We start from the raw sequence: 24,773 nt of genomic DNA on the forward strand, positions 1-24,773 counted from the left end.
CGCAAAACGTGCGCGTGCGGCACCTGCTGCTGCCAGACGGGCCCTCAAGCCCCAGGCCCACGCCGATGCGCGCCGCCTTTGTGGTCGTGCGCGCCCGTTACAGCTCAAGGCGATCAGCTTGCCGCTTGAGGCGCGAGGCTTGCAGAGCAGCTAGCAGACAAGCTTTCGGTTGTCGAGATATGGCACGAACGGTCCTTTGCGTATACTGCACGCTATGTTCGCCCACACTGCTTTGCGCCAGCGCTGCGCCAGATGGCTCTTCGCAACCGGACTCTTCCTGATGCTCGGTGCCTGTGTTGAAAAACCCAGCACGCTCGAGCGCATCAAGGAGGACGGTGTGCTGCGCGTGGTCACTCGCAACAGCCCGGCCACCTACTTCCAGGATCGCAACGGAGAGACCGGTTTCGAGTACGAGCTGGTCAAGCGTTTCGCCGATGACCTGGGCGTGGAATTGCAGATCGAGACCGCCGACAACCTCGACGAGATCTTCGAGCAGCTGGGCAAGCCGGCGGGTCCGGTGCTGGCAGCCGCGGGGCTGGTCGGCAGCGAGCAGCGAGCGACCCAGGCGCGCTTTTCCCATCCGTACCTGGAGGTCACGCCCCAGGTCATCTACCGCAACGGCCGCTCGCGACCGACCGACCCGAGGGGCCTGGTGGGCAAGAAGATCCTGGTGCTCAAGGGCAGCAGCCACGCCGAACAGCTGGCGGCCTTGAAGAAGCAGTATCCGAAACTGGAATACGAAGAATCCGACGCCGTGGAGGTGGTCGACCTGCTGCGCATGGTCGACGAAGGGCAGATCGACCTGACCCTGGTGGATTCCAACGAGCTGGCCATGAACCAGGTGTACTTCCCCAACGTGCGCGTGGCCTTCGACCTGGGCGACGCGCGCAAGCAGCGTTGGGCCGTGGCACCGGGCGAGGACAACAGCCTGCTCGACGAGATCAACGAGTTCCTCGACGAAGCCGAGCGCAATGGGACCCTGCAGCGACTCAAGGATCGCTACTACGGGCATGTCGACGTACTCGGCTACGTCGGCGCCTACACCTTCGCCCAGCACCTGCAGCAGCGCCTGCCCAAGTACGAAAAGCACTTCAAGGTCTCGGCCAAGAAGGAAGGCGTGGACTGGCGCCTGCTGGCGGCGATCGGCTACCAGGAATCCATGTGGCAGCCGCAAGTCACGTCCAAGACCGGGGTTCGTGGCCTGATGATGCTGACCCAGCGTACCGCCCAGGCCATGGGCGTATCCAACCGCCTGGACCCACGCCAGAGCATCGAGGGTGGCGCCAAGTACTTCATGCTGGTCAAGCAGCAGCTCGACGACAGCATCAAGGAACCGGACCGTACCTGGTTCGCCCTGGCCGCCTACAACGTCGGCAGCGGCCATCTGGAGGATGCCCGCCTGCTGGCCAAGCGCGAAGGCCTCGATCCCGACAAGTGGCTTGACGTGAAGAAGATGCTGCCACGCCTCTCGCAGAAACAGTGGTACCGCAAGACTCGCTACGGTTATGCGCGTGGCGGGGAACCGGTGCATTTCGTCGCCAACATTCGTCGCTACTACGACATCCTGACCTGGGTGACCCAGCCGCAGCTGGAAGGCCAGATGGCCGAGGGCAACCTGCATGTGCCGGGCGTCAACAAGGAGAAACCGGCGGAGCAGACGTCACCGATGTGAGCGACGTCTGGCAGCGCGCTGGTCGCCAGCGCTGGGACCAGGGGCACTCGCCGACCCAAGGCCTCCTCAGCCCCGTGCGCGCCTGGCCTTGAAGAATTCGCTGAGGATCTGCCCGCACTCCTGGGCCAGCACCCCACCCTCGTAGAGCACCCGATGGTTGAGGAACCCTTGGGTAAAGAACTGCCCCTGGCTCTGTACCACGCCCGCCTTGGGTTCGAGCGCGCCATACACCACCCGCGCGATCCGCGAATGGACGATCAGCCCGGCGCACATGCTGCAAGGCTCGAGGGTGACATAGAGCGTGCTGCCAGGCAGGCGGTAGTTGCTGGCCGCTCGAGCGGCCGCACGAATGGCGACCATTTCGGCATGGGCGCTCGGATCGCTGTCGCTGATCGGCCGGTTGAAGCCCTGCCCGATCACCTGCCCATGCTGCACCAGCACCGCGCCAACCGGCACCTCGCCCATGGCAGCGCCCTCGGCGGCCAGGGCCAGGGCCAGGCGCATGAACTGCTGGTCGCCACTGCGATCGATGACTTGCGCGCGCATCAGACCACCGCGATCGCGGCCATCAGGCCGGTTTCCATGTGGTCGATGACGTGGCAGTGGAACATCCAGGTGCCGGGGTTATCCGCAACCAGCGCCACTTGGGCGCGCTCGTTGCGCCCGAGCAGGTAGGTGTCGGTGAACCACGGCTCGACGATCTTGTGGCGACTGGAGGCGATCACCTTGAAGCTCATGCCGTGCAGATGGATCGGGTGCTGGTACTGGGTCATGTTCTTCAGTTCGAAGATATAGCTGTTGCCTTTCTTCAGCGTGGCGATCGGGCGGTCGGCGCAGGTGACGTCGGTGATGTCCCAGGCCTGGCCGTTGATCTGCCAGAGGCTTGGCGGCCGGCCGTCTTCCACACCCACCGAGACCTTGCCGGCCCATTCGAAGTTGAAGTTGAGCTTTTCGGCGTTTTTCAAATCAGGTTCGGCGATCGGGTTGGGCGGCAGGGCCTCGGGCCAGTCGCCTGGCGCCTCGCTGCTGGCCACCGAGCGCAGGGTGCCGAGGCGCACGAAGCCATCGCGCAGGGAAACTTCCTCGCCTGGCTGGGGAATCCGGATGGCAAGGCAGATGCGCATGCCCGGGCCGAGCCAGTAATCCTTGCCGAGCGGCCTGGGCGTTATCGGGTTGCCATCGAGGGCATAGATCATCGCCTCGCAGTTGCCCTTGAGGTTGATCCGATAGGTCCAGGTATTGTCCAGGTTGAGCAAACGTACCCGCACCACTTGCCCGGCCGGCAGCTCGGTGACCGAATCGGCGTGGCCGTTGATGGTGATCAGTCGGCCGGCGGTGCCATTGCGCGCGGCCTCGCGCGCAATGCTGAACGGGGTGAAGCGGCCCTGGTCGTCCACGTGCCAGGTCTTGAGATTGAGCACCCGCTCGTGGCGAAAGCCGGTAGGCTCGCGCTCGTCGACGATCAGTGGGCCGACCAGGCCGCGACCGAGCTCCTCGGAGCTGGCCACATGGGGGTGGTACCAGTAGCTGCCCGCATCGGGCACCCTGAACTGGTAGTCGAAGAACTCGCCGGGCTTGACCGGCAATTGCGACACATAGGGAACGCCATCCATCTCCAGCGGCAGACGGATGCCATGCCAGTGGATGGTGGTTTCCACCGGCAGGTGATTGATGAAGCGCACCCGCAGCCAGGTACCCTGCCGAACCCGCAGCTCGGTGCCCGGCGCGGACGGACCGAATGCCCAGGCCTGGGTGGTGTGGCCAGGCACCAGCTCGACATCCAGGGGCGCCGCGATCAGCTCGTAGTCGTGACCTGCGTTGGCGTCTTCCACCTTGCCCAGCCAGTAGCGCGCCGCGCCGCCGGCGCCAAGTCCGACCACGGCCAGGCCGGTCAGGCCCTTGAGCATTTGTCGACGGGTAAGGGACATCGGTGCGGGTACCTCATGATGCGGGAAACAGTCTGCCAGCAGCCCTGGCAACGAAGGGCGAATACCATACACCTGCGATTGAGAAATATTAAGTGAAGTCTTGCTCATGAACCTCCAGCCCGCTGCGCGAGTTGACATGCCGACAGCTTTAACTACCGCAGCCACGGGGTGCGTGCGCCCTAGGCTGGCGCCTCGACCACGAGGAGAAGGTGCGATGACTCTCAACGAACAGCAGCGAAACGATCTGCAGGCACTGCAAGCCCTGGCCAGCGAAGTCAGCGCCAGTTGTCCCGATCTGCGCGAGCAGGCGCGCCAGTTCGCCAAGACCCTACTCGAGCGCCATCAGCTGGCCTCACTGGAGCCGGACCAGGTGTATTTTCACCGTTTCCATGGCGCATCGAGCAGCCCGCGGACCTTCAGCGGCTGGCAGCATCTGGAGCGGCCCTATCAGTCGATGACCTTGCCGCAACTGGTCATCCACCGGTTCGATGCCAATGACCAGGACAATGCCGACCTGCTTGGCCTGTACGGTGGCTTCTATCGCGAAGGGCCCGACAAGGATGTCTTCGATGAGCGCAATGAAGTGGCGCTCGCGCCTGGCGCGGTGCTGGAGGAACTCTGGGCGTACGATTTCGCCAGCCAGTACCAGCGTCGGCTGGACACGTTCTGGACACGCTATGCCGATGCCTATCGGATATTGGCCAAGGCCGCGTTTCTGGCCAAGGTACTGGAGCTCAGGGCGCTGGGCGACAACCCGCTTTCCAGGCGCTGCGTGCAAGCCGCCCTGGCCCTGACCGGACGCAATAGCTGGCCCGCCTCGCTCGAGCAACTGCGAGAAGAAGTCAGGCCGGCCACGAACATCCGTTTGCACCCCTTCGATATCGGCGGGCATGTCGCCAGCGATATCCTGCGTATCGAACTCGATGATGGCCAGCAACTGCTCTACCTGCCTGGCGAGCACGAGGCGCTGCGGCTGTTCGTCACCCCGCGTGACCTGCATGCCTGGGTCTTGGCCAGTACCCGCGACGCACACGATCGCGCTCGATTCATGAGCCATTTCCCGCTGTCCAGCCATGCCGAGCATGCCGCTGGCATCGGGCTCGAGCATCTGCTCGAGGTGCTGCGCAGCCAATGGGACGCGGCCCACCCCGACGGCCTGAACCGGCTGAATGTCACGCTCCAGGAAGATGCCTTCAGCCACCTGCGCGATGCGGCTCGACAGCGAATGAACGCCGATGCGCATTTCGCGCTGCGCTCCAACGCCGACCTGCGCAAGCAGATGTGGCTTGGTTATCTGGGCGCCTTCGACAGGACGATCGGCCCGCTGGCCGCGCTGGACTGGCCAGTGGCCCTGGCCGGTGTGGGCGCGGGCCTTGCGCAGACGGGGCTGGCTATCGACCAGGCAGTCAATGGACACACCACCGCCGAGCGCCAGAGGGGTTTCATCCAGGCCATGCTGGCTGCGGTCGATACCTTGTTCGACGTGGCCCTGCTCGCCAGCGCGCGAGTGAATGCCGCCGGCGAAATGGAGCTTGGCGAGGCGCCTCTGGACAATGAGCCATCACCTGTCGACAGCACATGGTCATTCGACGCTGCCGAGGAACTGGAAGCTGCCAGCGTGGAGGAAATCCATGCCTGGGTACCGGAAACCTTCAGGCCAAGCGCGCTCGACCTGCAGTTGCAGGACCTGGCCAGCAACGACATCCTGTCCGATGCGGCGGCCAGTGGCGACTTCAAAGGTATCGTGCTGCAAGACGGCAAGCACTATGCGATGGTCGGCAACCAGGTCTACCAGGTCCGGCATGTCGGCGAACTGGACACATGGGTCATCATCGACCCGCGCAACCCTTATGCTTTCTCCGGCAGCATCCCCATCATCCAGGACGCCGAAGGCCACTGGCAGCCGATCGAGCGCCTGGGTCTCAAGGGTGGCACGCCACGATTCCTGCTCAAGGCATGGGGCCGCCTGCGCCCGCGACCCGCGCTCGCCGCACTGGACGCCACCCCCTACGAGGTTCCGCCAGATGAGCGCCAGGCCTTGCGGCGCGCCGCCAACGGCGACCAGGATCGGGCCTTGAGCGATCCGGACAGCGGCATGCCGTACGAACGCTACCGGCAACTGCGCGATAGGCTGGATGCCGATGCGCAGCGCTTCTTCTCCAGCGTGCGCTTGCCCGCCCGCCCCGCCGTCCCGGACATCGCCAGCGAGGCGAGCCACAAGCAGATCATTCGTGCCTTGTATGCCAGCACCGACGGGCTGGTGCTGGGTGAAAACCATTTCCAGCGCAGCGCCAAGAAGTTCCTGGTCGACAACATGCGTCACCTGAAGAACCAGGGCGTCAGGGTCCTTTATCTGGAACACTTCATGACCGACTTCCAGCAGGCCGACCTGGACCTGTTCAACCGCACCGGCACCTTGACCGACGAACTCAAGGTCTATGTCGAGGATTACGACTTCCAATCGACCCTGGGCCGCTCGACCCCCTATACCATCAAGAAGATGCTGTACCAAGCCCATCGATATGGAATTCGACTGCAAGGCATCGATTGCATGGCCTCCTATCGCCAGGCCTGGTACGAAACGCCCTCGATGACCACCCGGCAGCGGATGATGAACTACTATGCGCACCAGATCATCGAGGCCGACCAGGCGCGCCGTGGCGCGAGCAAGTGGGTCGCCTTCGTTGGCAATACGCATGCCAACGACTTCCAGGGCGTGCCAGGGGTGGCGGAACTCGAAGGGGGCATCGGCATGCGCCTCGAAGACATCGACATGGGCGAGCGAGGCTGGATCGGGATCGACCCTGGCCGCTGGGGCGAGACCGATGGCAGGCAGGCATTCGTCAAGAACGACCTGCTGTTGCGGGTGCCAGTCGCCCAGCCTCGCGACTGAGCGGCCGGAACGAGTCGTGGTGCCTGGTCCATCGATCGACAGCACCGTTCGACCCGGTCGTTTTCAGGGCATTTCGAGCTTGGCCAGGGCGCGGCGGTAGCGCATTGCGCCCAGCAGTCCCTGGCTCAAGGATTGGCGCAGCTGGATGTTCTGCTCATCGTCCGGCTGCAACTGGCACGCTTGCTCGCACCAATAGACCGCGCGCGGGTAATCGTGGCCTTGCGGGCAATCCTCGGCCCGGTAATGGCGTGACAGTATGCGCATCGCTTCGGGCCAGCCCTGCTTGGCATAGTGCCGCAGCACGGCCAGGTTGCGCCGGGCCTGCTCGGAGTCGGCCTTGTGATCAGCGAGATAGTCGTTCATGCCGATGAAACAGTTCGCAATGCGCTCCAGCTCGCGCGGCGTGCACTGCTGCTGGTCGGCCAGCAGCTCCAGGCAACGTACCTCGCAATCGTTGCCCAGCTGGCGTAGCGCAGCCACATCGAAGCCCGGCAGGCCGCCCTGCTCGACCCCTCGATCACAGACCAGGCTCAGGTTGTACAAGGCGCGCCCGAAACCGTGTGCGCCAGCTTGTCGATACCAGTGCAAGGCCGTGGCTGGATCGTGTCCCTCATGCAGATAGGCCAGGGCGAACTGCATTTCCGGCACGCCAAACGCGGCTGCGCATTCGACCATGTGTCGCAGCGCCGTGGCATGCAGGCTCTCGTCGAAGGCGTAGTACACGTCGTTGAACGGGCACTCGCCTTCCGGGACCGGTAGCGGACCGTGGCTCAGCGCATGCCGATACCACTGCGCCGCCACCTCGGCATCGCGTTGCACCCCACACCAGCCGGTGTCGCACAATACTCCGTACAGCACGGCGGCGAAGGCCGACTGCATGCGCGACTGGCTCGTCACCTGGCCAAGCCACTCGCCCATGCCGGTCAGCACACCGACACAGAGCATGCGGTAGAGCACGTCTTCCGGGACCTTCAGGCTAGGTGCCTCGGCCACGGCCTGCGCATGGTAGGCCATGGCCTGCTGGTCGCGATCGGCCATGCAAGCCAGTTCGCCCAGCGCCAGATTGACCCTGGCCCGCGCCAGTGCCGGCAGCGGCCGCGCGAGGATCTGCTGGCCACGCAGGAAGGCAGCCTGGAGCTCCTCTTCATCCTCGACATCGACGTTGTCAGAGTCGATGTCGTCGAGCCAGGCGATCAGCCGCACCGCGTTGCGCTGCTGTTCGTCCAGACGGCCGGCCAGCGGCGAGTCGGCCAGCCAGATGATCTCCTCATGGCTGCCACCCCAGCGTGGCGTGCGCAGGAAGGCATAGGTTTGCAGGGCCTGGTGCCCGACTGGCGAGGCCTGCAGCGCCTGGCGCAGCCAGAAGAAGGCTTCGGGTTCATCTTCGCCGCGTGGGTGTGCGGTCATCGCGCCGGCCAGGTCGCGCGCAGGCGACGCCGGCAGCTCCGGCAACGCTTGCGCATTCGGCCAGGATTCGGCCACGGCCTGCCGAACACGGGACAGTGGCGCCAGCTCGGCCGGGGTTGCCGCGCCCTTCAACCAAGGCTCCAGCCAATCCGGTTCATCGAAGATCAGCACGTTGCGCATCAGGGTCACGGCGACGACCCACGGCATGCCGTGCCGCTGGGCCAGATCCATGGCCTGGATGAACAGGGCATCCCGCGCCAGATGGGCTCGCTGCCACTGTGCCTGGGCCACTTCCTCGGCGAGCTTTTCCCCTCGCGCCCGGTTGGCGGCGTTCTCCCACAGCAGGCAGGCCAGCACGTCGGGCCAGGCACTCATCGGAAACTGCTGCTTCCAGGCGGGCAGCAGGCCCCGATAGTCCTCGTGCTGCCGGGCAAAGGCCTGCAACGAGGCGCACTGATCGCCCAGTGCCTGCTCGCCTGCGCCATCACCTGCCAGCAACAGGCCTTGCAGACATCCATCGACCGCGTCGAAGCGCCCCTCGACCAGGTCACGCACGACCTGTGGCAACAGTTCAGAGCGAGACTGCTCAACGGAGTGACTGGCTATCATGCGGTTCCTCGTGGCTGAAATGGGATGGACGACAATGCTGCATCAGGATCCGCGCCAGCTGCTCGCACTCGAGCAGCGCAGGCCGGTCCCAGGCCAGGCGCTGCCAGTTGCATTGGCGATCCTGAAGGTAGGCGTCGATCTCGCGATCGATGCGGTAGTTGCGTTCGATACCTGGCGATTGCCGGCTGAAGATCGCATGGCGGCCTCGGCTATAGGCTCGCGCCATGCTTTCCCAGCTGTCGAAGCAATCACGCAAGCGTTGGGCCTGCAAGAGCAGCAACGGCAGGCCTGGCGAAGGTGCCAGGCGGCCGGCGGCCAGGCCAAGGCGCAGCAGATGCATGCCTTCGATCGCTTCGTAGGCGATGATGTCCAGCGGATCGAAGCGCTCGGCTCGCAGCCAGGCGCATAACGCCCGGTCCTTCAGGCGCGAAGCCCGGAACTGCGAGCGCACCACGGCTTGCAGGCTGCTCCCCTGCTCCTTCTCCGTGGTTTGCAGCAATGCGCATGCGCGCGCCTGGCCCAACGCGCCACCAGGCACGTCGTTGGCCTGGCGAAAAATCCCCAGGGCGCGGCTTTTCAGGTCGGTCGTGGCCAAGGCCCAGCGCATGGCCTCACGCAGCCGGCTTGGACGCGTCAGGCGGTTCAGCCAACGCAGCAGCGGATGGCCCAGGGACCTGTAACGCCAATCGACGACCCGTGGCGCAGGGCCTGCCAGGGCCTGGAGCCTGGCGAGCCACGCTGGGCTATCCGGTCCTTCATAGTCCTCGCGCCGCCAGTGCCCGGCCGGCAGCAACACCGCCGCCAGCAATGCCATGGGCGGGTCGCGGGCCTCGATGATGGCGCTCTCGTCGCCTGCCAGCGCCAGCCACAGGCCGGCCCGGCTCGGCCGAGGCTGCTCGAAGGCCAGCCAGGGCGCCTGCACCAGCAGCATCCTGGCCTGGGGTGTGTCGACGGCATCGCTGTAGTGCACGTTGCGAGGCTGACCGGGCTCGCCAAGGTCGATCAGGCCAGCACGCAGGCAGTCGGCGTTGTCGTGACTGGAAAGCTTCAGATGATCGAGCGCTGCCAGCACATCGGCGCGATAACGAGGCACTGGCGGACGGTTCTGCTTGCCCTTGACCTGGCCCAGGCACAAGCTCCCCTTGACTCGCTCCAGACTGATCGTCACATGCGGCCGATTGGCCGGATCGCGCAACGAGAACACGCGACTTTCGCGCTGGGCGATCCGCTGGGCGTATTGCTCGCCATAGCCGCCGCGCAGGCGGGCACGATCGGCGAACTGGCCCAGGCAGTGCTGCATGCAAGACGACTCATAAGCCAGCTCCATGCGTAAGGCATCGCCCTGGCCGTGGATCTCCACGATCCGCCCGTTGGCTGTGCGCAACACCTCGCGCAAATTGCCTGGCTGGCTCTGACATTGCCCTTGCAGCCGGGCCTGCTGCAAACGCGCATGGGCCTGCTGCCAGGCACGCAGTGCCTGCTCGCAGCTGATCCGTGGCAGCTTGCGTGCCTCCCCCTGCTGCACCTTGAACCGCAGGAACTCGACGATCCGCTGCTCGATTTCCAGCAGCCGCGGATGTTGCGGATCGATGTACCACTGCTCGCTATCGACACGGGCGAACCAGTCAGGCATCGGGCTGCCGGGGAAGCAGCTGCGCCAGCCGTCGGCGCCGGTTACCGGCAGCGCATTGGGAAAGCTGCCGATCATCGCGCGCCAGAAATGATTGCCGAGCCATTGGCTGACTGCCGCGGGGTCGCCGCGTCGACGGCTGCGCTGCACCAGCGCGTCGCGCAGTTGCGGTGCGTTGATCACATCACGCGGGCGATAGCGCAACGAATCCGTGGTACTCACCGGGGGCCGGGGCTCCTGGCATCGTCACCCACGCGCCGGTGGCGCAAGCGAGACACCAGCTGTACCAGCAGCATCACGGTGGCCGCCAGCATGAGCACCGCTCCCGAGGGCAGCGTGAGCAGCATGAACCAGCCCATGACGCCGAGGCGGTACAGCAGGGGACCGGCATCCCAGCCCATGATCGGACAAGCATGCACGCTGCCCTCGTCCAGCGGGCAGCCGGCCAGGCCTGCCACCCAGCCCGCGCCGAGCGCGCACAGCAACGGCGCCACGGCGAACGAGGCGATGCAAAGCATGGCCAGGCCGTAGTACTGCAACAGTTGGCGCAGGCTGAACAGGCCAAGCCTGCGTTGCGATAAAGGGCGTGTCGGCATTTCGGCAATTGGAAGCGGCGCCAGGTAAACCTCGGCGACCGTCGTTAAGGTACGTTCGAAGACCGAAGGTAACATGGACGGCACCTCGAAAGTACCGCTGCGGCCGAACCCAGGTGCGCCGAAGGGCCAACCTGCAAGATTGTTCGCGTCACCGACAAGGCGCTGCGCCGCGATTGTGCTTTTCCAGAAACATGCGGGATGTCTCGATACGAACCAGGCGTCTCACTGCCTGCGCCAGGTCGAGGTTCAGAAGTGAAACCAACTGAGCCGATCCACGCCAAGCTGACGTCGGATGTCGTCGGCGTGCCCGCGGATACGATCGATGACCGCACGGTACTCCTCGGTAACTTCGTTTCCCCGTGCCAGATAGGGCTGGCTTTGGTTGAAACGCTGCTCATGTCGATGGGCGGTCAACAGCTCTTCATACAGCCGCGCCGCCTCCTCGGCGCCGATTGCAGCTGGCCCAGGCGGCGCCTGCAGATGGACCGCCCCGGCATGACGTCGCCTGCCTGGATCAGGCGAGGCGACCGTGTTGCCCACGCCTCGTTGTCCATAGACGTGCTGGCCGCCTGGCCGGGCAAGAGGGTTTCTGGTCAGTTGCGCATCAGGCACGGCGGCCTGACGCTGGCGCAAGCGCTGACGTAACGCCTCGACCCGCTGCTGAGCGGTCATTCGCCCTGCCTGCCGCGCCTCAAGAGCCTGCGCCTGACTGCGCAATCCTCTCGCGACCCGGCGCATCTGGCTGAAATCCGCATGCCCGTCAGGGTCCATTCGGTTCACTGGGTCGCCAGAGCAATAGACATAGCTGTTCAGACCGCCCTGGCCGAACGGGCTCAAGCTGTCTGGTGCCAGAAAACGCATCAGGTTCGGGCTGTAGAAGCGATACCCCTGGCCCAAGGCATACGTTTTCGTCAGCCGCTGGTAGCGTTCGCCATTGAAACCCAGGCCAGAACCCTCATCGAGGACCGCATTACCATATGCAGCATAGACCCGGTCGATTGCATCGGACCGCCTGCTGGTACGCAGCACTGAATTCAAGGCATCGACCGCCAATGTACAAGTCTGCGCTCCTGCGCCGCCATAGCGCAGCTCGGCAAGCGCCTGATCGCCCCCGTGCAAGAATGTCCGGCCCTGGACGTTCTCGATCTCATTCTTCAACTGCTTATGCAGGTAGAAGGACATGCGCCTGGCCATACCCTACCCTCTTGAACGCTGCTGGACGCTTCTGCTACGCACGGTTGCATGCGAAGCGATGGTGATCTTGAAAACACGCCCGAGTGTCTCGGGGTTCCCTGTCGAGACGCAACTGGCAGAAATGCCAGACAGGCGCCTGCTGTCTTCACGACATTCGGCTGTCGAGCCCTCGAGAACGCCCGATGAAACGACGATGACGCTGGCGGCGGGTTCGCCTGAGAGATACGCCTAGCTTCTGGAGTACAAAGCAACTGGCAGCCAACCTGCTATCGAGCACGGGCGCAATCAGGCCCGCAAGCGCGCAATGGCTTGTTGCACATCGATCAGGTACTGGCGTGTCTGAATCATTTCCTGATTGAGGGCAGCCAGCTGCCTGGCAAAGTATGGATCCCTTTGGAATCCGACACTCAAGCTGCTTCGGGAATAACGCATAGTCTCGATGTATTGGCGTTGCCGGCTCAGGTAAAGCTCGAACAATTCGCCTGCATGCTTCGATAACGACTTGCGCTCGTTGTAGCGCGCACGCGCCGATATCAGGTTCTTGGCAATCTCACGTGGCGCCTCATGTTTATCGAAGCTGAAAACTTGCGTGATTTCGTTGATCGAGACCGACTTTCGGGGCTTGGCGAAATCGGTCTCGCGTACAACCCGGAGGGCTTGCAGATGTCCCTGACGTTTTGGCGAAACAGGCCGTGGACGCGTCGGCGACGAAGAGGATGGCACTGTTTTCAACCCCATGGCCCTCATTCGCGCCTGCAACTGGGCCGGGGTCGGTGCATGGCCTGACGGATCCGAGCGATTGACGGGATCATTGGCACAAAAACCATAGACGTTCAAACCACCCTGCCCAAAGGGACTGAGGCTGTCGGGGGCCAGGAAACGCATCAATGCGGGACTGTAGAAGCGATACCCCTGGCCCAGCGCGTACGCCTGTGCCAACAAGTCGTAGCGCGCGCCATTGAAGCCCAGTCGAGAGGCTTGTTGGCCAGTGCAGGGGACATGGCCGTATGGGGTATAGACCAGGTCGATCCCACCCGTTCGACTGCACGTACGCAGCACCGAACCACAAGCATCGGTCTGCAGTACATAGCTATCGGAAGCTGCGCCCATACGCCTAAACTCGACAAGTGGCTGGTCATGGCCATGCATGAACGTCCAGCTTCGCGTCTGTTCGATCTCATGCCTTGGCTGGGTATGAAGATGGAAATGCATTCGCCTGCCCATGCAGCCTCCTCGGCTTCGCTGGTGTCTCGACTCTTCTGCCCGGTACGCCGAAGGAAGACGGCCGGGACAGGCTGGCAGTCTTCTGGCTTGTGCCTGCGCCGCGCAACTGGCAGAACTGTCAGGAGGTGTCGAGTGGCTGAATGCAGATGCCTTCCAGTCCCAAAGCTTGCGCGATAAGGAAGCGCTGGCTGCGGGACCTGAGCATGGCAGGGATGCAAGAAGCCCGCGGTCAAGCGGGCTTCGGATTTGCTAGGCGGTGCCGGGCAATGCCGGACGCGGGATCATTCTCACCCTGTTATCAACGAAAACCAGAAACCATTTAAAAACAGGAACCTACAGGAAAGTGTAAATTTCATACCATGAAAAGAACCATGGCAGAATAATGATCTCGAAACTCAGTTTCTTTGCATCGATCTTGACGCCGCCATTCAAGTTTTCTCAGCTTTCTTCCCAAGGATTTATGACTGTAACACCCGCTGCCTCATAGGGAGCGATATCACGTGACGCCACGATAAACCCACGTGATGCTGCAATCGCTGCAATATAACCATCAGGCGTTGGGAACCCTCTTCCACGGCTTCTGGCAGTTACAGCCAATCCTGCATAGCAACGTGCAGCACCTGTATCGAAGTTCAGCACTCGCCCTTCGAACAAGCCCAGAAGACCTTCAAAGGCCTTGTCCAGCATGTTTTTACGCTTACCGGCTGGCAGTGCAGCAATTCCGAACGTCAATTCAGCAATGCTCACGCTGGAAAGGTAAAGCGTGTCTGCTGCTTGTTCGTTTAGCCAATTCCGAACCTTTGGGTCTGGTGCTGGCTTCATCGCCTCGGATACGACATTGGTGTCCAGGACGATCATTCAAACCTCATCGGTTCAGCTGGGGTCGTGTCGCGCACCTGGCCAAGCACTGCAAAATCTTCATTGGTCAGGCCTACTTTCTTACCCAGCTCTGCCAGGGCATCACCGAGACGCAAACGCTGATCGGGCTTCACCGCATTAGCCAAGATTTCCCGAACCTCTGCTTCTGCACTACGGCCATGCTGAGCGGCCCGAACGCGAATGGCGCGATGCACCTCATCAGGCACATTTCTTACCGTTAGGATTGCCATAGTCACATCCCCCAAAACGCATTCAATGACGTCAAAATACAATAATGCAGTCATCCTAGCAAGATCAGGACACCACCGCTCAGCGGTTCGTTTTTTGGCATGTCAACCTCACTCATCAAGCCATGGGTTAGTTCTTGGTCGACCTCATAATGCGCGGATTGCTGACGCCCCTAGCGAAGTGCTCTTGTGTCATCGGTTAACCAGAGATTGAGCAGCCCATCGCACCACGTAAAAGAGCTGCTTGGCGCTGCCAGAAAATGCCAGACGCAAAAATGCAAGAAGCCCGCAATGATGCGGGCTTCTTGATTACGCTAACAGAGTGGGGATCATTCCCACTCGATCGTCGCCGGCGGCTTGCTCGACACGTCGTAGGTCACCCGCGAAATCCCTTCGATCTCGTTGATGATGCGTCCGCTGACCGTTTCCAGCAGCTCGTACGGCAGGTGCGCCCAGCGAGCGGTCATGAAGTCCACGGTCTCGACGGCGCGCAGGGCAACGACCCAGGCGTAGCGACGGCCGTCGCCGACCACGCCGACCGACTTCACCGGCTGGAACACCACGAACGCCTGGCTGGTCTTGTGGTACCAGTCGGCCTTGCGCAGTTCCTCGATGAAGATGTGGTCGGCACGACGCAGCAGGTCGGCGTATTCCTTCTTCACTTCGCCAAGGATCCGCACGCCCAGGCCCGGCCCCGGGAAGGGGTGGCGGTAGACCATGTCGTACGGCAGGCCCAGCTCCAGGCCGATCTTGCGCACTTCGTCCTTGAACAGTTCGCGCAGCGGCTCGACCAGCTTGAGGTTCATTTCCTCCGGCAGGCCACCGACGTTGTGGTGCGACTTGATCACGTGGGCCTTGCCGCTCTTGGCGCCGGCCGACTCGATCACGTCGGGGTAGATGGTGCCTTGGGCGAGGAACCGGATGTTGTCCAGCTTGCTGGCCTCGGCATCGAACACGTCGATGAAGGTGCGACCGATGATCTTGCGCTTCTTCTCCGGGTCGCTCTCGCCGGCCAGGTTGGCCAGGAACTGGGCCTCGGCGTCGGCGCGGATGACCTTGACGCCCATGTTTTCGGCGAACATGGCCATGACCTGGTCACCCTCGTGCAGGCGCAGCAGGCCGTTGTCGACGAACACGCAGGTCAGCTGGTCGCCGATGGCGCGGTGCAGCAGCGCGGCGACCACCGAGGAGTCGACGCCGCCGGACAGCCCGAGCAGCACATTGGCCGAACCGACCTGTGCACGGACCTGAGCGATGGCGTCCTCGACGATGTTCGAGGCGGTCCACAAGGCTTCGCAGCCGCAGATGTCGAGGATGAAGCGCGACAGCATGCGGCCGCCCTGCTTGGTGTGGGTCACCTCAGGATGGAACTGCACGCCATAGTAGCGGCGGTTGTCGTCGAACATGCCGGCGATCGGGCAGCTCGGGGTGCTGGCCAGCACGTGGAAGTCTTCCGGCAGGCGGGTGACCTTGTCACCGTGGCTCATCCACACGTCCAGGCCCAGCACGCCATCGGCGTCGACATGGTCCTCGATGCCGTCGAGCAGGCGGCTCTTGCCGACCACATCGACACGGGCGTAGCCGAACTCGCGCAGCTCGGAACCCTCGACCTTGCCGCCCATCTGTTCGGCCATGGTCTGCATGCCGTAGCAGATCCCCAGTACCGGCACGTTCAGGTCGAACACCGCCTGCGGCGCGCGCGGGCTGTCGGCTTCGTGAACCGACTCGGGACCGCCGGCAAGGATGATGCCGCGCGGATTGAAGGCGCGGATCGCTTCATCGTCCATGTCGAACGGATGCAGTTCGCAGTAGACACCGATCTCGCGCACGCGGCGGGCGATCAGCTGGGTGTACTGGGAACCGAAATCGAGGATCAGGATTCGGTGAGCGTGAATGTCGAGAGCCATGACTCAATCTCTGGTGCAGTCGCAAGCGTCGAGCCGCAAGCTGCAAGTTGATCGGGGAAATACACGGTAGCCGCTGCAGTGCGGCTACCGCCTGGGTTCGAAACTGCGAACCGCGAGCCGCAAGCTACAAGCTGTGCAATGGCGGCATCGACCCTGTTCACGGGTCGGCCTGGGGCTTGCAACCTGAGGCTCGGGGCTCGATACCTCAACCTACGCGGTAGTTAGGCGCTTCCTTGGTAATCTGTACGTCATGCACGTGCGACTCGGCCATGCCGGCGCCGGTGATGCGCACGAACTCCGGACGGGTGCGCATCTCTTCGATGGTCGCGCTGCCGGTATAGCCCATGGAAGAACGCAGGCCACCCATCAGCTGGTGGATGATCGCCGCCAGGGCGCCCTTGTACGGTACGCGGCCTTCGATGCCTTCCGGAACCAGCTTCTCGGCACCGGCCGAGGAATCCTGGAAGTAGCGGTCGGAAGACCCCTGGGCCTGCGCCATGGCGCCCAGCGAACCCATGCCGCGATAAGCCTTGTAGGAGCGACCCTGGAACAGCTCGACCTCGCCCGGAGCTTCTTCGGTACCGGCGAACATCGAGCCCATCATCACGCAGGATGCACCCGCGACGATGGCCTTGGACAGGTCACCCGAGAAACGAATGCCGCCATCGGCGATCAGCGGCACGCCAGTGCCTTCGAGCGCCTCGGCGACGCTGGCGATGGCGCTGATCTGCGGCACCCCGACACCCGCGACGATACGGGTGGTGCAGATCGAGCCCGGGCCGATACCGACCTTGACCGCGTCGGCACCGGCCTCGGCCAGGGCCTTGGCGGCGGCGCCGGTGGCGATGTTGCCGCCGATCACCTGGACGTGCGGGTAGTTTTCCTTGACCCAGCGAACGCGATCGATCACACCCTTGGAATGGCCGTGAGCGGTATCGACCACCACCACGTCGACGCCAGCGGCAACCAGGGCGGCGACGCGCTCGCCGGTATCCTTGCCGGTGCCGACCGCCGCGCCGACGCGCAGGCGACCCTGGTCATCCTTGCTGGCCAGCGGGTAGGCCTTGGCCTTCTCGATGTCCTTGACGGTCATCATGCCCTTGAGGTTGAAGTTGTCGTCGACGATCAGCACCTTTTCCAGACGGTGCTTGTGCAGCAAGTCGCGGACTTCGTTCTTGTCGGCGCCCTCGCGCACGGTGACCAGGCGCTCCCTGGGCGTCATGACTTCACGCACGGTAGCTTCCAGGCGGCTTTCGAAACGCACGTCGCGGGAGGTGACGATACCGACCAGGTCGCCGTTCTCCAGCACCGGAACACCGGAGATGTTGTTCAGCCGGGTCAGCTCGAACAGGTCGCGCACGGTGGCATCGGCCTCGATGGTGATCGGATCCTTGACCACGCCGGCTTCGAACTTCTTGACCTTGCGCACTTCACCGGCCTGCTGGTCGATGGTCATGTTCTTGTGGATGATGCCGATGCCGCCTTCCTGGGCCATGGCGATGGCCAGGCGGGCTTCGGTCACGGTATCCATGGCGGCGGAAACCAGCGGGATGTTCAGCTCGATGCCGCGGGTCAAACGGGTCTTGAGACTGACTTCATTGGGCAGTACCTCGGAATAGCCAGGTACAAGGAGGATGTCGTCGAAGGTCAGGGCTTCTTGGCTGATACGCAGCATCGCGGATGCTCCCGGGCGGGAAAAATGGAAGCGCGCCATTATACTCATGCAGCCCGTCTCGCTCAATGCAAAAAGCTGCAAGCAAGGGCAAGAGCGTACCGGCGCCGCGATCGACTTTTGCTTGCCGCTACCCCTCGACTCCGACCACGGCCACCGGCTGGTCGAGCCAGTCGGCGAAGCTGTCGAGGAAGGCCGGGGTGAAACCCGCGTCGCCCCAGTTGTTGAAGATGAAGCCCAGGTTGGAGAAGGCGCAGGGCTGCAGGAACAGGAAGCCGTTGATGTCGTCCTCGAAGCCGCATAGCGGGCAGGTGAAGTTGTCGGTGATGCCGGGCATCCACTCTTCGAGGCTTTCGAACAGCGGCTCGCCAACCTCGCGGCGGCATTGCGGGCAACCGGCTTGCTCGAGAAAATCCTCGGTCGGTGTATAGATGCAGCGCTTGAGCACCACTTCCAGGCCGTTGGTCTGCTGGTCGAAGGGCAACTTGTGCGGATGCAGGGCGATCTTCCTGGCGCCTTCGGCCAGCGCATGCCCCATGCGACTGCCGGTGCTGGCGCAGGTACTCAATGCCTGCTCGACGATCTGCTCGCGTACCAGCCAGCGCAGGATCGCACGGGCTCGGGCCTCGTGCGCGACGATGGTCGATTGTCTGGGAACGATGATGCGTTGCTGATTCATGGGCCTGGAATGCCTGCGAGCTGCGATGTTCGAGGGATTCTACCGCCTGCTCAGCCGGCGAGGTAGCGGCCGATGAGGGCCAGGCCACTGGCGAGCACCAGCCAGGTGACCAGGCGCACGAAGGCTTCGCGGGACAGCCGCGTCGCCAGCCGGCGACCGAGCCAGAGTCCGGCCAGCATCACCGGCGACAGGCATACGGCCAGAAGCAGCAGATCGGCATCGCCATAGACACCGGCCAGCAAAAAAAGCCCCAGGCGCACCAGCGTGCTGCAACTGATCAGCACGCCCTGGGTCGCGCGCGCCTGCTCCTTGCCATCGAGCCGGGCGTTGAGATAGAGCGCATAGAGAAAGCCACCACTGCCGAACAGCGCGCCGAACAGGCCGCCAATGGTGCCCATTGGCAGTGCCCAGGCAGCGGACAGGCGCGCCGGCCGGACTTTTACCAGCAGGCTGTACAGGGCGTAGCCGGTGACGAACAGCCCCATCAGCAACAACAGCAGGTCGGACTTGAGCTGCAACAGAAACAGCACCCCCAGCGTACAGCCCACGGCCATGCAGGGCAGCAACCGCAGCAGCTCGCCGCGCACCACGGCCGTGCGCGCAGGCAGCCAGTTGCCGAAGGCGGCGACGAAGTCCAGCAGCACCAGCAGCGGGATGACCCGCGACAGCGGCATGAAATGGATCAGCACCGGCCCGGCGACCAGCGCGGTACCGAACCCGGCGAGACCGAAAACCACATAGGCCGCGCCAATGCCAAGCAGCATGGGCAGCCAGTGCGCACCGGCCAAGTTCAACAGATCGAGCATATGCAGGCTTCCTGGAGGGTTCGCTTCAGGTTAGCCAGCACCAGCCCCTGCCGACTAATATCCGTTTTCGCTGTCACTCATCTGGAAAAGGCATGGCAGACATGACGTCGATTCGCCAGTTGCGCTATTTCGTGGAAATCGCCGAGACCGGCAGCTTCAGTGCCGCCGCCGAGCGACTGTTCATCGCCCAGTCGGCGCTCAGCCGCCAGGTCAAGGAGCTCGAGCAGCACCTGGACACACGCTTGTTCGAGCGCACCGCCCGGCAGCCGCGACTGACCGCCGCCGGGCAGGCATTGCTGGTGCGGGCCCGGCAGCTGCTGGTCGACCTGGAAAAGACCGAGCGCCTGACTCGCGAGATCGGTCAAGGGCTGCGTGGCAGCCTGCGCCTGAATCACTCGAGCACGGTGCCGCTGCAAGGAGTGCTGATGCAACGGCTGGGCCGTTATCTGCAGGCCAACCCTGGAGTGTCCCTGGAAATCGCCCAGCAATCCTCGGAAGCGCAGCTGCAGGATATTGCCGGCGGTCGCCTGGAGGTTGGCCTGTTGCGTCTGCCCATCCTGCGCCAGCACCCAGGCATCGAGATTCATCCACTGTTCGACGAACCCCTGGCGCTGGCTGTCGCAGCATCTCACCCGCTGGCCGACGCGAGCCTGGTGCCGTTGGCGCAGCTGCGCGACGAGCGCTTCGTTTCCGTGCCCCATCCCCAGCGCGGCGGATTGAGCTACCTGGCGGCTTCGCTGTGCATGAAGGCCGGCTTCTTTCCACGTGCCGCCCAGGCAATATCGCGCAAGACCACGCAACTGCAGCTCATTCAGGCCGGCTTCGGCATTGGCCTGCTGCCGACCTGCATGCGCGCGATAGCCCCGGAGTCGGTACGCTTCGTGACGCTGGCGGACGCCGGCTGCAGCAGTACCGTGGCGCTGGCCTGCGCAAGCGATCCCGGACCACTGCTGCGGCAGTTCGTCGAGGCCATGAGGGGCTGACCGATAGCTTGCCCCTCGGCGCACCTGCTTGAGTCTTGCCTGTTCCGGCCCATCGTCCGAGGCGCTATGATGCCCGGCATGATCAGAGACCCTTTCGAACGACTCGGCCTGGACCGCGAGGTCCTCACCGTCAGCCAGCTCAACGGCCGCGCGCGCGTGCTGCTCGAGGACGTGTTCCGCAGCGTCTGGGTGGAGGGCGAGATCTCCAACCTTGCCCGGCCTGCCTCCGGCCACATCTATTTCACCCTCAAGGACAGCGGCGCCCAGGTGCGCTGCGCGCTATTCAGGCAGAACGCCACGCGGGTCCGCCAGGCGCTGCGTGACGGCCTGGCGGTGCGGGCTCGCGGCAAGGTTTCGCTATTCGAGGGGCGCGGCGACTACCAGCTGATCCTCGATACGCTCGAGCCGGCTGGCGATGGTGCCTTGCGCCTGGCTTTCGAGGCGCTGAAGGAAAAGCTTGGCGCCGAAGGCCTGTTCAGTGCCGAGCGCAAGCAATCCCTGCCCGCCCATCCACGGCGCATCGGCATCGTCAGTTCGCCCACCGGAGCGGTGATCCGCGACATCATCAGCGTGTTCCGGCGGCGCGCGCCGCAGGTCGAGCTGACCCTGATCCCGACCGCCGTGCAAGGCCGCGAGGCCATCGGGCAGATCGTGCGCGCACTGCAAACGGCCGACGGCCTGGGCTTCGACGCGCTGATCCTGGCCCGAGGGGGCGGCTCGCTGGAAGACCTCTGGTGCTTCAACGAGGAAGCCGTAGCCCGCGCGGTGGCGGCCTGCAAAACGCCGATCATCAGCGCCGTCGGGCATGAGACCGATGTCTCGATCAGCGACTTCGTCGCCGATGTCCGCGCCCCTACCCCATCGGCCGCCGCCGAACTGCTGGCACCGGACAGCAGTGGCCTGCGCCAGAGCCTGGACAGCCTGCAGCGCCGCCTGCTGCTACGCATGCGCAACCGCCTGGTGCATGATCGCCTGCGCCTGGATGGCCTGGCCCGGCGCCTGCGCCATCCCGGCGAGCGACTGCGCCAGCAGGCTCAGCGCCTGGATGACCTGGACATGCGCCTGCGCCGGGCATTCACGCTGCGCCTGAACCAGCGTCATGAACAACTGGGGCGCCTGGACATGCGCCTGGCGGCGCAGCACCCGGGGCGCACGCTCACATTGCTCGGCCAGCGCCTGGACAGCCTGGCCGAGCGCCTGCCGCGCGCCATGCGCGATATGCTCAAGGAACGGCGCCAGCGCTTCCAGGCGCAGCTGCAGACCTTGCAGGTCGTCAGCCCGCTGGCGACCCTGGCACGTGGCTACAGCATTCTGCTCGACCAGCATGGCCATGCCGTGCGCAGTGCTGCGCAAACGCACACTGGCCAGCGCCTGACTGCCCGCCTGGATGAAGGCGAGCTCCAGGTACGGGTCGAGGACAACCACCTGACGCCGGTCACCCTCTCGCTACTGGATTGAATATGCCTCGCCTTCCCACCCTGCTGCTCGCGCTGTCCCTGTCGCTGCTGGCCAGCGTTGCCCAGGCCAGCTACATCACTCGCATGCTGAACAAGCCGGTGCCCGGCGGCGTCGCGGTGGTCGACCTCGGTCCCGCCAACAGCGCACCTCGCGCGCGCTTCGACGGCAAGCCGGTGCTGGTGGTCAGGGAACAGGACCACTGGCTGGCCATCGTCGGCCTTGCGCTGACCCAGAAGCCTGGCACCGCGGTAGTGACGCAGGGCAGCCGCAGCTTGCCCTTCACGGTCGGTAGCAAGCAGTACCCCGAGCAGCGCATCACCCTGAAGAACAAGCGGCAGGTCAATCCCAACCCTGACGATCTCAGGCGCATCGAACGGGAGCTGGCCGAGCAGACCAGGGCCTACCGCAGCTTCAGCCCTGCGCTGCCGAGCAACCTGATCCTCGACAAGCCGGTCGATGGGCGATTGTCGAGCAGGTTCGGCGTGCGCCGTTTCTTCAACGGCGAGGAGCGCAATCCACATGCCGGCCTGGACTTCGCGGTGCCAGCCGGCACACCGATCAAGACGCCGGCCAACGGCCATGTGATCCTGGTCGGCGACTACTTCTTCAATGGCAAAACCGTGTTCGTCGACCATGGGCAGGGTTTCATCAGCATGTTCTGCCACATGTCGAGGATCGACGTGCAGCCAGGCCAGGTCTTGCGTCGTGGCGAAGTGGTCGGGCGGGTCGGCTCGACCGGGCGGGCGACCGGCCCACACATGCATTGGAATGTCAGCCTGAACGATGCGCGGGTCGACCCGGCGATCTTCATCGGCGCATTCCAACCCTGAGGGCTCGACGGCTCGCGCCATCGACCTGCAAGTTGCGCAGGAAGAATTCAATGCGCAAGCAAATATAAATCCGCCCAATCAAAGCGCTAGGAAATCGCGTAAAAGCGCTTTTTTTGAGCACTTCTCTCAAAGTTTTCCAAGCGCTTGCCTTACCCCAGTCTGACTGGGTAGGGTTGAGCGCATGAAAACCTCCACGACCCTCATTTTGCTTCGCCAACATCGCAGCCTCTGCCTGGTCAGTGCACGACTACCAGGGTGAATCGCGTCGCCTCGCCTTTTCATCTCGTTATCGTTGGCAGGCCCGACCAGGGCCGCACATACAAGGATTGCCTCCATGACCATGCTCAAAGACCCTTCGAAGAAGTACCGCGCCTTCCCGACCATCGACCTGCCCGATCGCACCTGGCCTTCCAGGGCCATCACCCAGGCACCGATCTGGTGCAGTTCGGACCTGCGTGACGGTAACCAGTCGCTGATCGAGCCGATGGACTCAGCAAAGAAGCTGCGCTTCTGGAAGACCTTGGTGCAAGTGGGCGTGAAGGAGATCGAGGCCGCCTTCCCCTCGGCCTCGCAGACCGACTTCGATTTCGTGCGTACCCTGATCGAGGATGGCCACATCCCGGATGACACCACCATTCAGGTACTGACCCAGGCCCGCGAAGACCTGATCGCGCGTACCTTCGAGTCGCTGCGCGGGGCCAAGCAGGCGATCGTCCACCTGTACAACGCTACCTGCCCGTCCTTCCGGCGCATCGTCTTCAACCAGGACAAGGAAGGGGTCAAGGAGATTGCAGTCAACGCCGCCAAGCTGTTCGTCAAGTATGCCGCGCAGCAGCCGGAAACCCGCTGGACGTTCCAGTATTCCCCGGAAACCTTCAGCGCCACCGAGCTGGAGTTCGCCAAGGAAGTTTGCGATGCGGTGATCGAGGTGTGGAACCCGACCCCCGAGCACAAGATCATCCTCAACCTGCCGGCTACCGTCGAAGTGGCGACCCCGAACGTCTACGCCGACCAGATCGAATGGTTCTGCCGCAACGTCAACCGTCGCGACAGCGTGATCATCAGCCTGCATACCCACAACGACCGTGGCACTGGCATCGCGGCCACCGAGCTGGGCCTGATGGCCGGCGCCGATCGTGCCGAGGGCTGCCTGTTCGGCAACGGCGAGCGCACCGGCAATGTCGACCTGGTGACCCTGGCCTTGAACCTCTATACCCAGGGGATCGACCCGAAGCTGGACTTCTCCGACATCGACGGCGTGCGCAAGGTCGTCGAGGAGTGCAACCAGTTACCGGTCCATCCGCGCCATCCGTATGTCGGCGACCTGGTCCACACGGCGTTCTCCGGCTCCCACCAGGATGCCATCCGCAAGGGCTTCACCAAGCAGCAGGAAGGCGAGCTGTGGGAAGTGCCCTACCTGCCGATCGACCCTGCCGACATCGGGCGCAGCTACGAAGCGGTCATTCGCGTGAACAGCCAGTCCGGCAAGGGTGGCATCACCTACCTGCTCGAGCAGGAGTACGGCATCAGCCTGCCACGTCGCATGCAGATCGAGTTCAGCCAGGTAGTCCAGGGCGAAACCGATCGCCTCGGCCTGGAGATGACCGCCCAGCAGATCCATGCCCTGTTGCACAAGGAATACCTGCAGGCCAACTCGCCCTATGCGCTGGTCAGCCATCGCCTGCGCGAAGAGAACGGCCACAGCGCCGTCGAGGTGGAAGTCGCCGGTGAGGGCGAGACCACGCTGCACTGGCGCGGCAAGGGCAACGGCGCGCTCGAAGCACTGGTCGCCGGTCTGCCGGTCGCGGTGGAAATCATGGACTACAACGAGCACGCCATCGGTGCCGGCACCAATGCCAAGGCTGCTGCTTACATCGAGCTGCGCGTGGCCGGCGAGCGCCCGGTACACGGCGTGGGCATCGACGAGAACTTCACCACCGCGAGCTTCAAGGCCCTGTTCAGTGCACTGAACCGTTCGCTGAGCCAGCAGGCGGCGAAGGCGGCCTAAGCAAGCCGCGCAGCAGCAGCGCCAAAACCGATCGAACTGGCGCGTGGCGGGCAGGCTCCGGGATTGGGCCTGCTTTGCGGGCCCAGGATTCGCCAGACGATCATCGCTCTCACCTCGCTGGCACGACCCGCACAGGAGCGGCCGCCGCCGGGGCGCTCCTACACCTGCGGG

The 24,773-nt window shown here is 63.9% G+C and carries 19 protein-coding genes; 6 read left to right on the forward strand and 13 right to left on the reverse strand.

Annotated elements, in window-relative coordinates; all coding sequences use genetic code 11:
• The first annotated feature begins 214 nt into the window (after nucleotides 1-214).
• Nucleotides 215-1,672 carry a membrane-bound lytic murein transglycosylase MltF gene (mltF, locus tag ACY8GK_RS11225; protein ID WP_462403014.1) on the forward strand — a complete coding sequence of 486 codons (1,458 nt, stop codon included), beginning with the start codon at nucleotides 215-217 and terminating at the stop codon, nucleotides 1,670-1,672.
• Between the two features lie 66 nt (nucleotides 1,673-1,738).
• Here mltF and tadA read toward each other — a convergent pair whose 3' ends face one another.
• Both tadA and ACY8GK_RS11235 read right to left on the reverse strand, forming a co-directional pair.
• A complete protein-coding gene (tadA, locus tag ACY8GK_RS11230; protein WP_462401291.1) occupies nucleotides 1,739-2,218 on the reverse strand; it encodes a tRNA adenosine(34) deaminase TadA in 480 nt (159 codons plus the stop codon).
• On the reverse strand, nucleotides 2,218-3,600 hold the full coding sequence (locus ACY8GK_RS11235) for a multicopper oxidase family protein (protein WP_196177811.1): 1,383 nt from the start codon (nucleotides 3,598-3,600) through the stop codon (nucleotides 2,218-2,220). Before ACY8GK_RS11235 ends, tadA begins: the two co-directional genes overlap by 1 nt.
• A gap of 214 nt (nucleotides 3,601-3,814) precedes the next feature.
• On the opposite strand from ACY8GK_RS11235, the gene ACY8GK_RS11240 reads away from it, so the two are divergent.
• Nucleotides 3,815-6,493 carry a dermonecrotic toxin domain-containing protein gene (locus tag ACY8GK_RS11240; RefSeq protein ID WP_462401292.1) on the forward strand — a complete coding sequence of 893 codons (2,679 nt, stop codon included), beginning with the start codon at nucleotides 3,815-3,817 and terminating at the stop codon, nucleotides 6,491-6,493.
• A gap of 63 nt (nucleotides 6,494-6,556) precedes the next feature.
• Here ACY8GK_RS11240 and ACY8GK_RS11245 read toward each other — a convergent pair whose 3' ends face one another.
• The 11 genes from ACY8GK_RS11245 to ACY8GK_RS11295 all read right to left on the reverse strand — a co-directional run bounded on the left by ACY8GK_RS11245 (nucleotide 6,557) and on the right by ACY8GK_RS11295 (nucleotide 19,323).
• The gene (locus ACY8GK_RS11245; RefSeq protein WP_462401293.1) at nucleotides 6,557-8,509 is read right to left on the reverse strand and encodes a DUF4034 domain-containing protein; all 1,953 of its coding nucleotides are present in this window, start codon (nucleotides 8,507-8,509) and stop codon (nucleotides 6,557-6,559) included.
• Complete coding sequence (locus ACY8GK_RS11250; RefSeq protein WP_462401294.1) at nucleotides 8,487-10,361, reverse strand: DUF1266 domain-containing protein; 1,875 nt, start codon at nucleotides 10,359-10,361, stop codon at nucleotides 8,487-8,489. The genes ACY8GK_RS11245 and ACY8GK_RS11250 overlap by 23 nt, the downstream gene beginning before the upstream one ends.
• On the reverse strand, nucleotides 10,358-10,810 hold the full coding sequence (locus ACY8GK_RS11255) for a hypothetical protein (protein ID WP_196177819.1): 453 nt from the start codon (nucleotides 10,808-10,810) through the stop codon (nucleotides 10,358-10,360). Before ACY8GK_RS11255 ends, ACY8GK_RS11250 begins: the two co-directional genes overlap by 4 nt.
• Before the next feature lie 171 nt (nucleotides 10,811-10,981).
• Nucleotides 10,982-11,917, reverse strand: a complete 936-nt coding sequence (locus tag ACY8GK_RS11260; RefSeq protein ID WP_462401295.1) for an RHS repeat-associated core domain-containing protein — start codon at nucleotides 11,915-11,917, stop codon at nucleotides 10,982-10,984.
• Between the two features lie 297 nt (nucleotides 11,918-12,214).
• Nucleotides 12,215-13,153, reverse strand: coding sequence for an RHS repeat-associated core domain-containing protein (locus ACY8GK_RS11265; RefSeq protein ID WP_462401296.1), 939 nt, complete (start codon nucleotides 13,151-13,153; stop codon nucleotides 12,215-12,217).
• Between the two features lie 438 nt (nucleotides 13,154-13,591).
• Entirely contained in the window at nucleotides 13,592-14,011 is a 420-nt protein-coding gene (locus tag ACY8GK_RS11270; protein WP_462401297.1) for a PIN domain-containing protein, read from the reverse strand.
• Nucleotides 14,008-14,316, reverse strand: a complete 309-nt coding sequence (locus tag ACY8GK_RS11275) for a FitA-like ribbon-helix-helix domain-containing protein (protein WP_462401298.1) — start codon at nucleotides 14,314-14,316, stop codon at nucleotides 14,008-14,010. Before ACY8GK_RS11275 ends, ACY8GK_RS11270 begins: the two co-directional genes overlap by 4 nt.
• Before the next feature lie 272 nt (nucleotides 14,317-14,588).
• Nucleotides 14,589-16,166, reverse strand: a complete 1,578-nt coding sequence (gene guaA / locus ACY8GK_RS11280; RefSeq protein WP_462401299.1) for a glutamine-hydrolyzing GMP synthase — start codon at nucleotides 16,164-16,166, stop codon at nucleotides 14,589-14,591.
• 205 nt (nucleotides 16,167-16,371) lie between these two features.
• A complete protein-coding gene (gene guaB, locus ACY8GK_RS11285; protein WP_462401300.1) occupies nucleotides 16,372-17,841 on the reverse strand; it encodes an IMP dehydrogenase in 1,470 nt (489 codons plus the stop codon).
• A 127-nt stretch (nucleotides 17,842-17,968) separates the two neighbouring features.
• A complete protein-coding gene (locus ACY8GK_RS11290; protein ID WP_196177829.1) occupies nucleotides 17,969-18,517 on the reverse strand; it encodes a sugar ABC transporter ATPase in 549 nt (182 codons plus the stop codon).
• A gap of 50 nt (nucleotides 18,518-18,567) precedes the next feature.
• Nucleotides 18,568-19,323, reverse strand: coding sequence for a sulfite exporter TauE/SafE family protein (locus tag ACY8GK_RS11295; RefSeq protein ID WP_196177831.1), 756 nt, complete (start codon nucleotides 19,321-19,323; stop codon nucleotides 18,568-18,570).
• A gap of 101 nt (nucleotides 19,324-19,424) precedes the next feature.
• Here ACY8GK_RS11295 and ACY8GK_RS11300 point away from each other — a divergent pair, with 101 nt between their 5' ends.
• The 4 genes from ACY8GK_RS11300 (at nucleotide 19,425) to leuA (ending at nucleotide 24,602) form a co-directional block, all read left to right on the forward strand.
• Nucleotides 19,425-20,306, forward strand: coding sequence for a LysR family transcriptional regulator (locus tag ACY8GK_RS11300; RefSeq protein ID WP_196177896.1), 882 nt, complete (start codon nucleotides 19,425-19,427; stop codon nucleotides 20,304-20,306).
• Nucleotides 20,307-20,384: 78 nt separating this feature from the next.
• Nucleotides 20,385-21,764: an exodeoxyribonuclease VII large subunit gene (gene xseA, locus ACY8GK_RS11305; RefSeq protein WP_462401301.1), complete on the forward strand. Its 1,380-nt coding sequence runs from the start codon at nucleotides 20,385-20,387 to the stop codon at nucleotides 21,762-21,764.
• A gap of 2 nt (nucleotides 21,765-21,766) precedes the next feature.
• On the forward strand, nucleotides 21,767-22,594 hold the full coding sequence (locus ACY8GK_RS11310) for a peptidoglycan DD-metalloendopeptidase family protein (RefSeq protein ID WP_462401302.1): 828 nt from the start codon (nucleotides 21,767-21,769) through the stop codon (nucleotides 22,592-22,594).
• 334 nt (nucleotides 22,595-22,928) lie between these two features.
• Nucleotides 22,929-24,602: a 2-isopropylmalate synthase gene (gene leuA, locus ACY8GK_RS11315; RefSeq protein WP_196177837.1), complete on the forward strand. Its 1,674-nt coding sequence runs from the start codon at nucleotides 22,929-22,931 to the stop codon at nucleotides 24,600-24,602.
• The last annotated feature ends 171 nt before the right edge of the window (nucleotides 24,603-24,773 follow it).

The sequence above is a fragment of the Pseudomonas sp. Marseille-QA0332 genome, assembly GCF_054950175.1.

What these genes read in the sequence shown, in the direction of transcription:
- mltF (WP_462403014.1), top strand. Translation starts at nt 215, where the DNA reads ATGTTCGCCCACACTGCTTTGCGCCAGCGCTGCGCCAGATGGCTCTTC.
- tadA (WP_462401291.1), bottom strand. Translation starts at nt 2,218, where the DNA reads ATGCGCGCGCAAGTCATCGATCGCAGTGGCGACCAGCAGTTCATGCGC.
- ACY8GK_RS11235 (WP_196177811.1), bottom strand. Translation starts at nt 3,600, where the DNA reads ATGTCCCTTACCCGTCGACAAATGCTCAAGGGCCTGACCGGCCTGGCC.
- ACY8GK_RS11240 (WP_462401292.1), top strand. Translation starts at nt 3,815, where the DNA reads ATGACTCTCAACGAACAGCAGCGAAACGATCTGCAGGCACTGCAAGCC.
- ACY8GK_RS11245 (WP_462401293.1), bottom strand. Translation starts at nt 8,509, where the DNA reads ATGATAGCCAGTCACTCCGTTGAGCAGTCTCGCTCTGAACTGTTGCCA.
- ACY8GK_RS11255 (WP_196177819.1), bottom strand. Translation starts at nt 10,810, where the DNA reads ATGTTACCTTCGGTCTTCGAACGTACCTTAACGACGGTCGCCGAGGTT.
- ACY8GK_RS11260 (WP_462401295.1), bottom strand. Translation starts at nt 11,917, where the DNA reads ATGTCCTTCTACCTGCATAAGCAGTTGAAGAATGAGATCGAGAACGTC.
- ACY8GK_RS11265 (WP_462401296.1), bottom strand. Translation starts at nt 13,153, where the DNA reads ATGGGCAGGCGAATGCATTTCCATCTTCATACCCAGCCAAGGCATGAG.
- ACY8GK_RS11270 (WP_462401297.1), bottom strand. Translation starts at nt 14,011, where the DNA reads ATGATCGTCCTGGACACCAATGTCGTATCCGAGGCGATGAAGCCAGCA.
- ACY8GK_RS11275 (WP_462401298.1), bottom strand. Translation starts at nt 14,316, where the DNA reads ATGACTGCATTATTGTATTTTGACGTCATTGAATGCGTTTTGGGGGAT.
- guaA (WP_462401299.1), bottom strand. Translation starts at nt 16,166, where the DNA reads ATGGCTCTCGACATTCACGCTCACCGAATCCTGATCCTCGATTTCGGT.
- guaB (WP_462401300.1), bottom strand. Translation starts at nt 17,841, where the DNA reads ATGCTGCGTATCAGCCAAGAAGCCCTGACCTTCGACGACATCCTCCTT.
- ACY8GK_RS11290 (WP_196177829.1), bottom strand. Translation starts at nt 18,517, where the DNA reads ATGAATCAGCAACGCATCATCGTTCCCAGACAATCGACCATCGTCGCG.
- ACY8GK_RS11295 (WP_196177831.1), bottom strand. Translation starts at nt 19,323, where the DNA reads ATGCTCGATCTGTTGAACTTGGCCGGTGCGCACTGGCTGCCCATGCTG.
- ACY8GK_RS11300 (WP_196177896.1), top strand. Translation starts at nt 19,425, where the DNA reads ATGACGTCGATTCGCCAGTTGCGCTATTTCGTGGAAATCGCCGAGACC.
- xseA (WP_462401301.1), top strand. Translation starts at nt 20,385, where the DNA reads ATGATCAGAGACCCTTTCGAACGACTCGGCCTGGACCGCGAGGTCCTC.
- ACY8GK_RS11310 (WP_462401302.1), top strand. Translation starts at nt 21,767, where the DNA reads ATGCCTCGCCTTCCCACCCTGCTGCTCGCGCTGTCCCTGTCGCTGCTG.
- leuA (WP_196177837.1), top strand. Translation starts at nt 22,929, where the DNA reads ATGACCATGCTCAAAGACCCTTCGAAGAAGTACCGCGCCTTCCCGACC.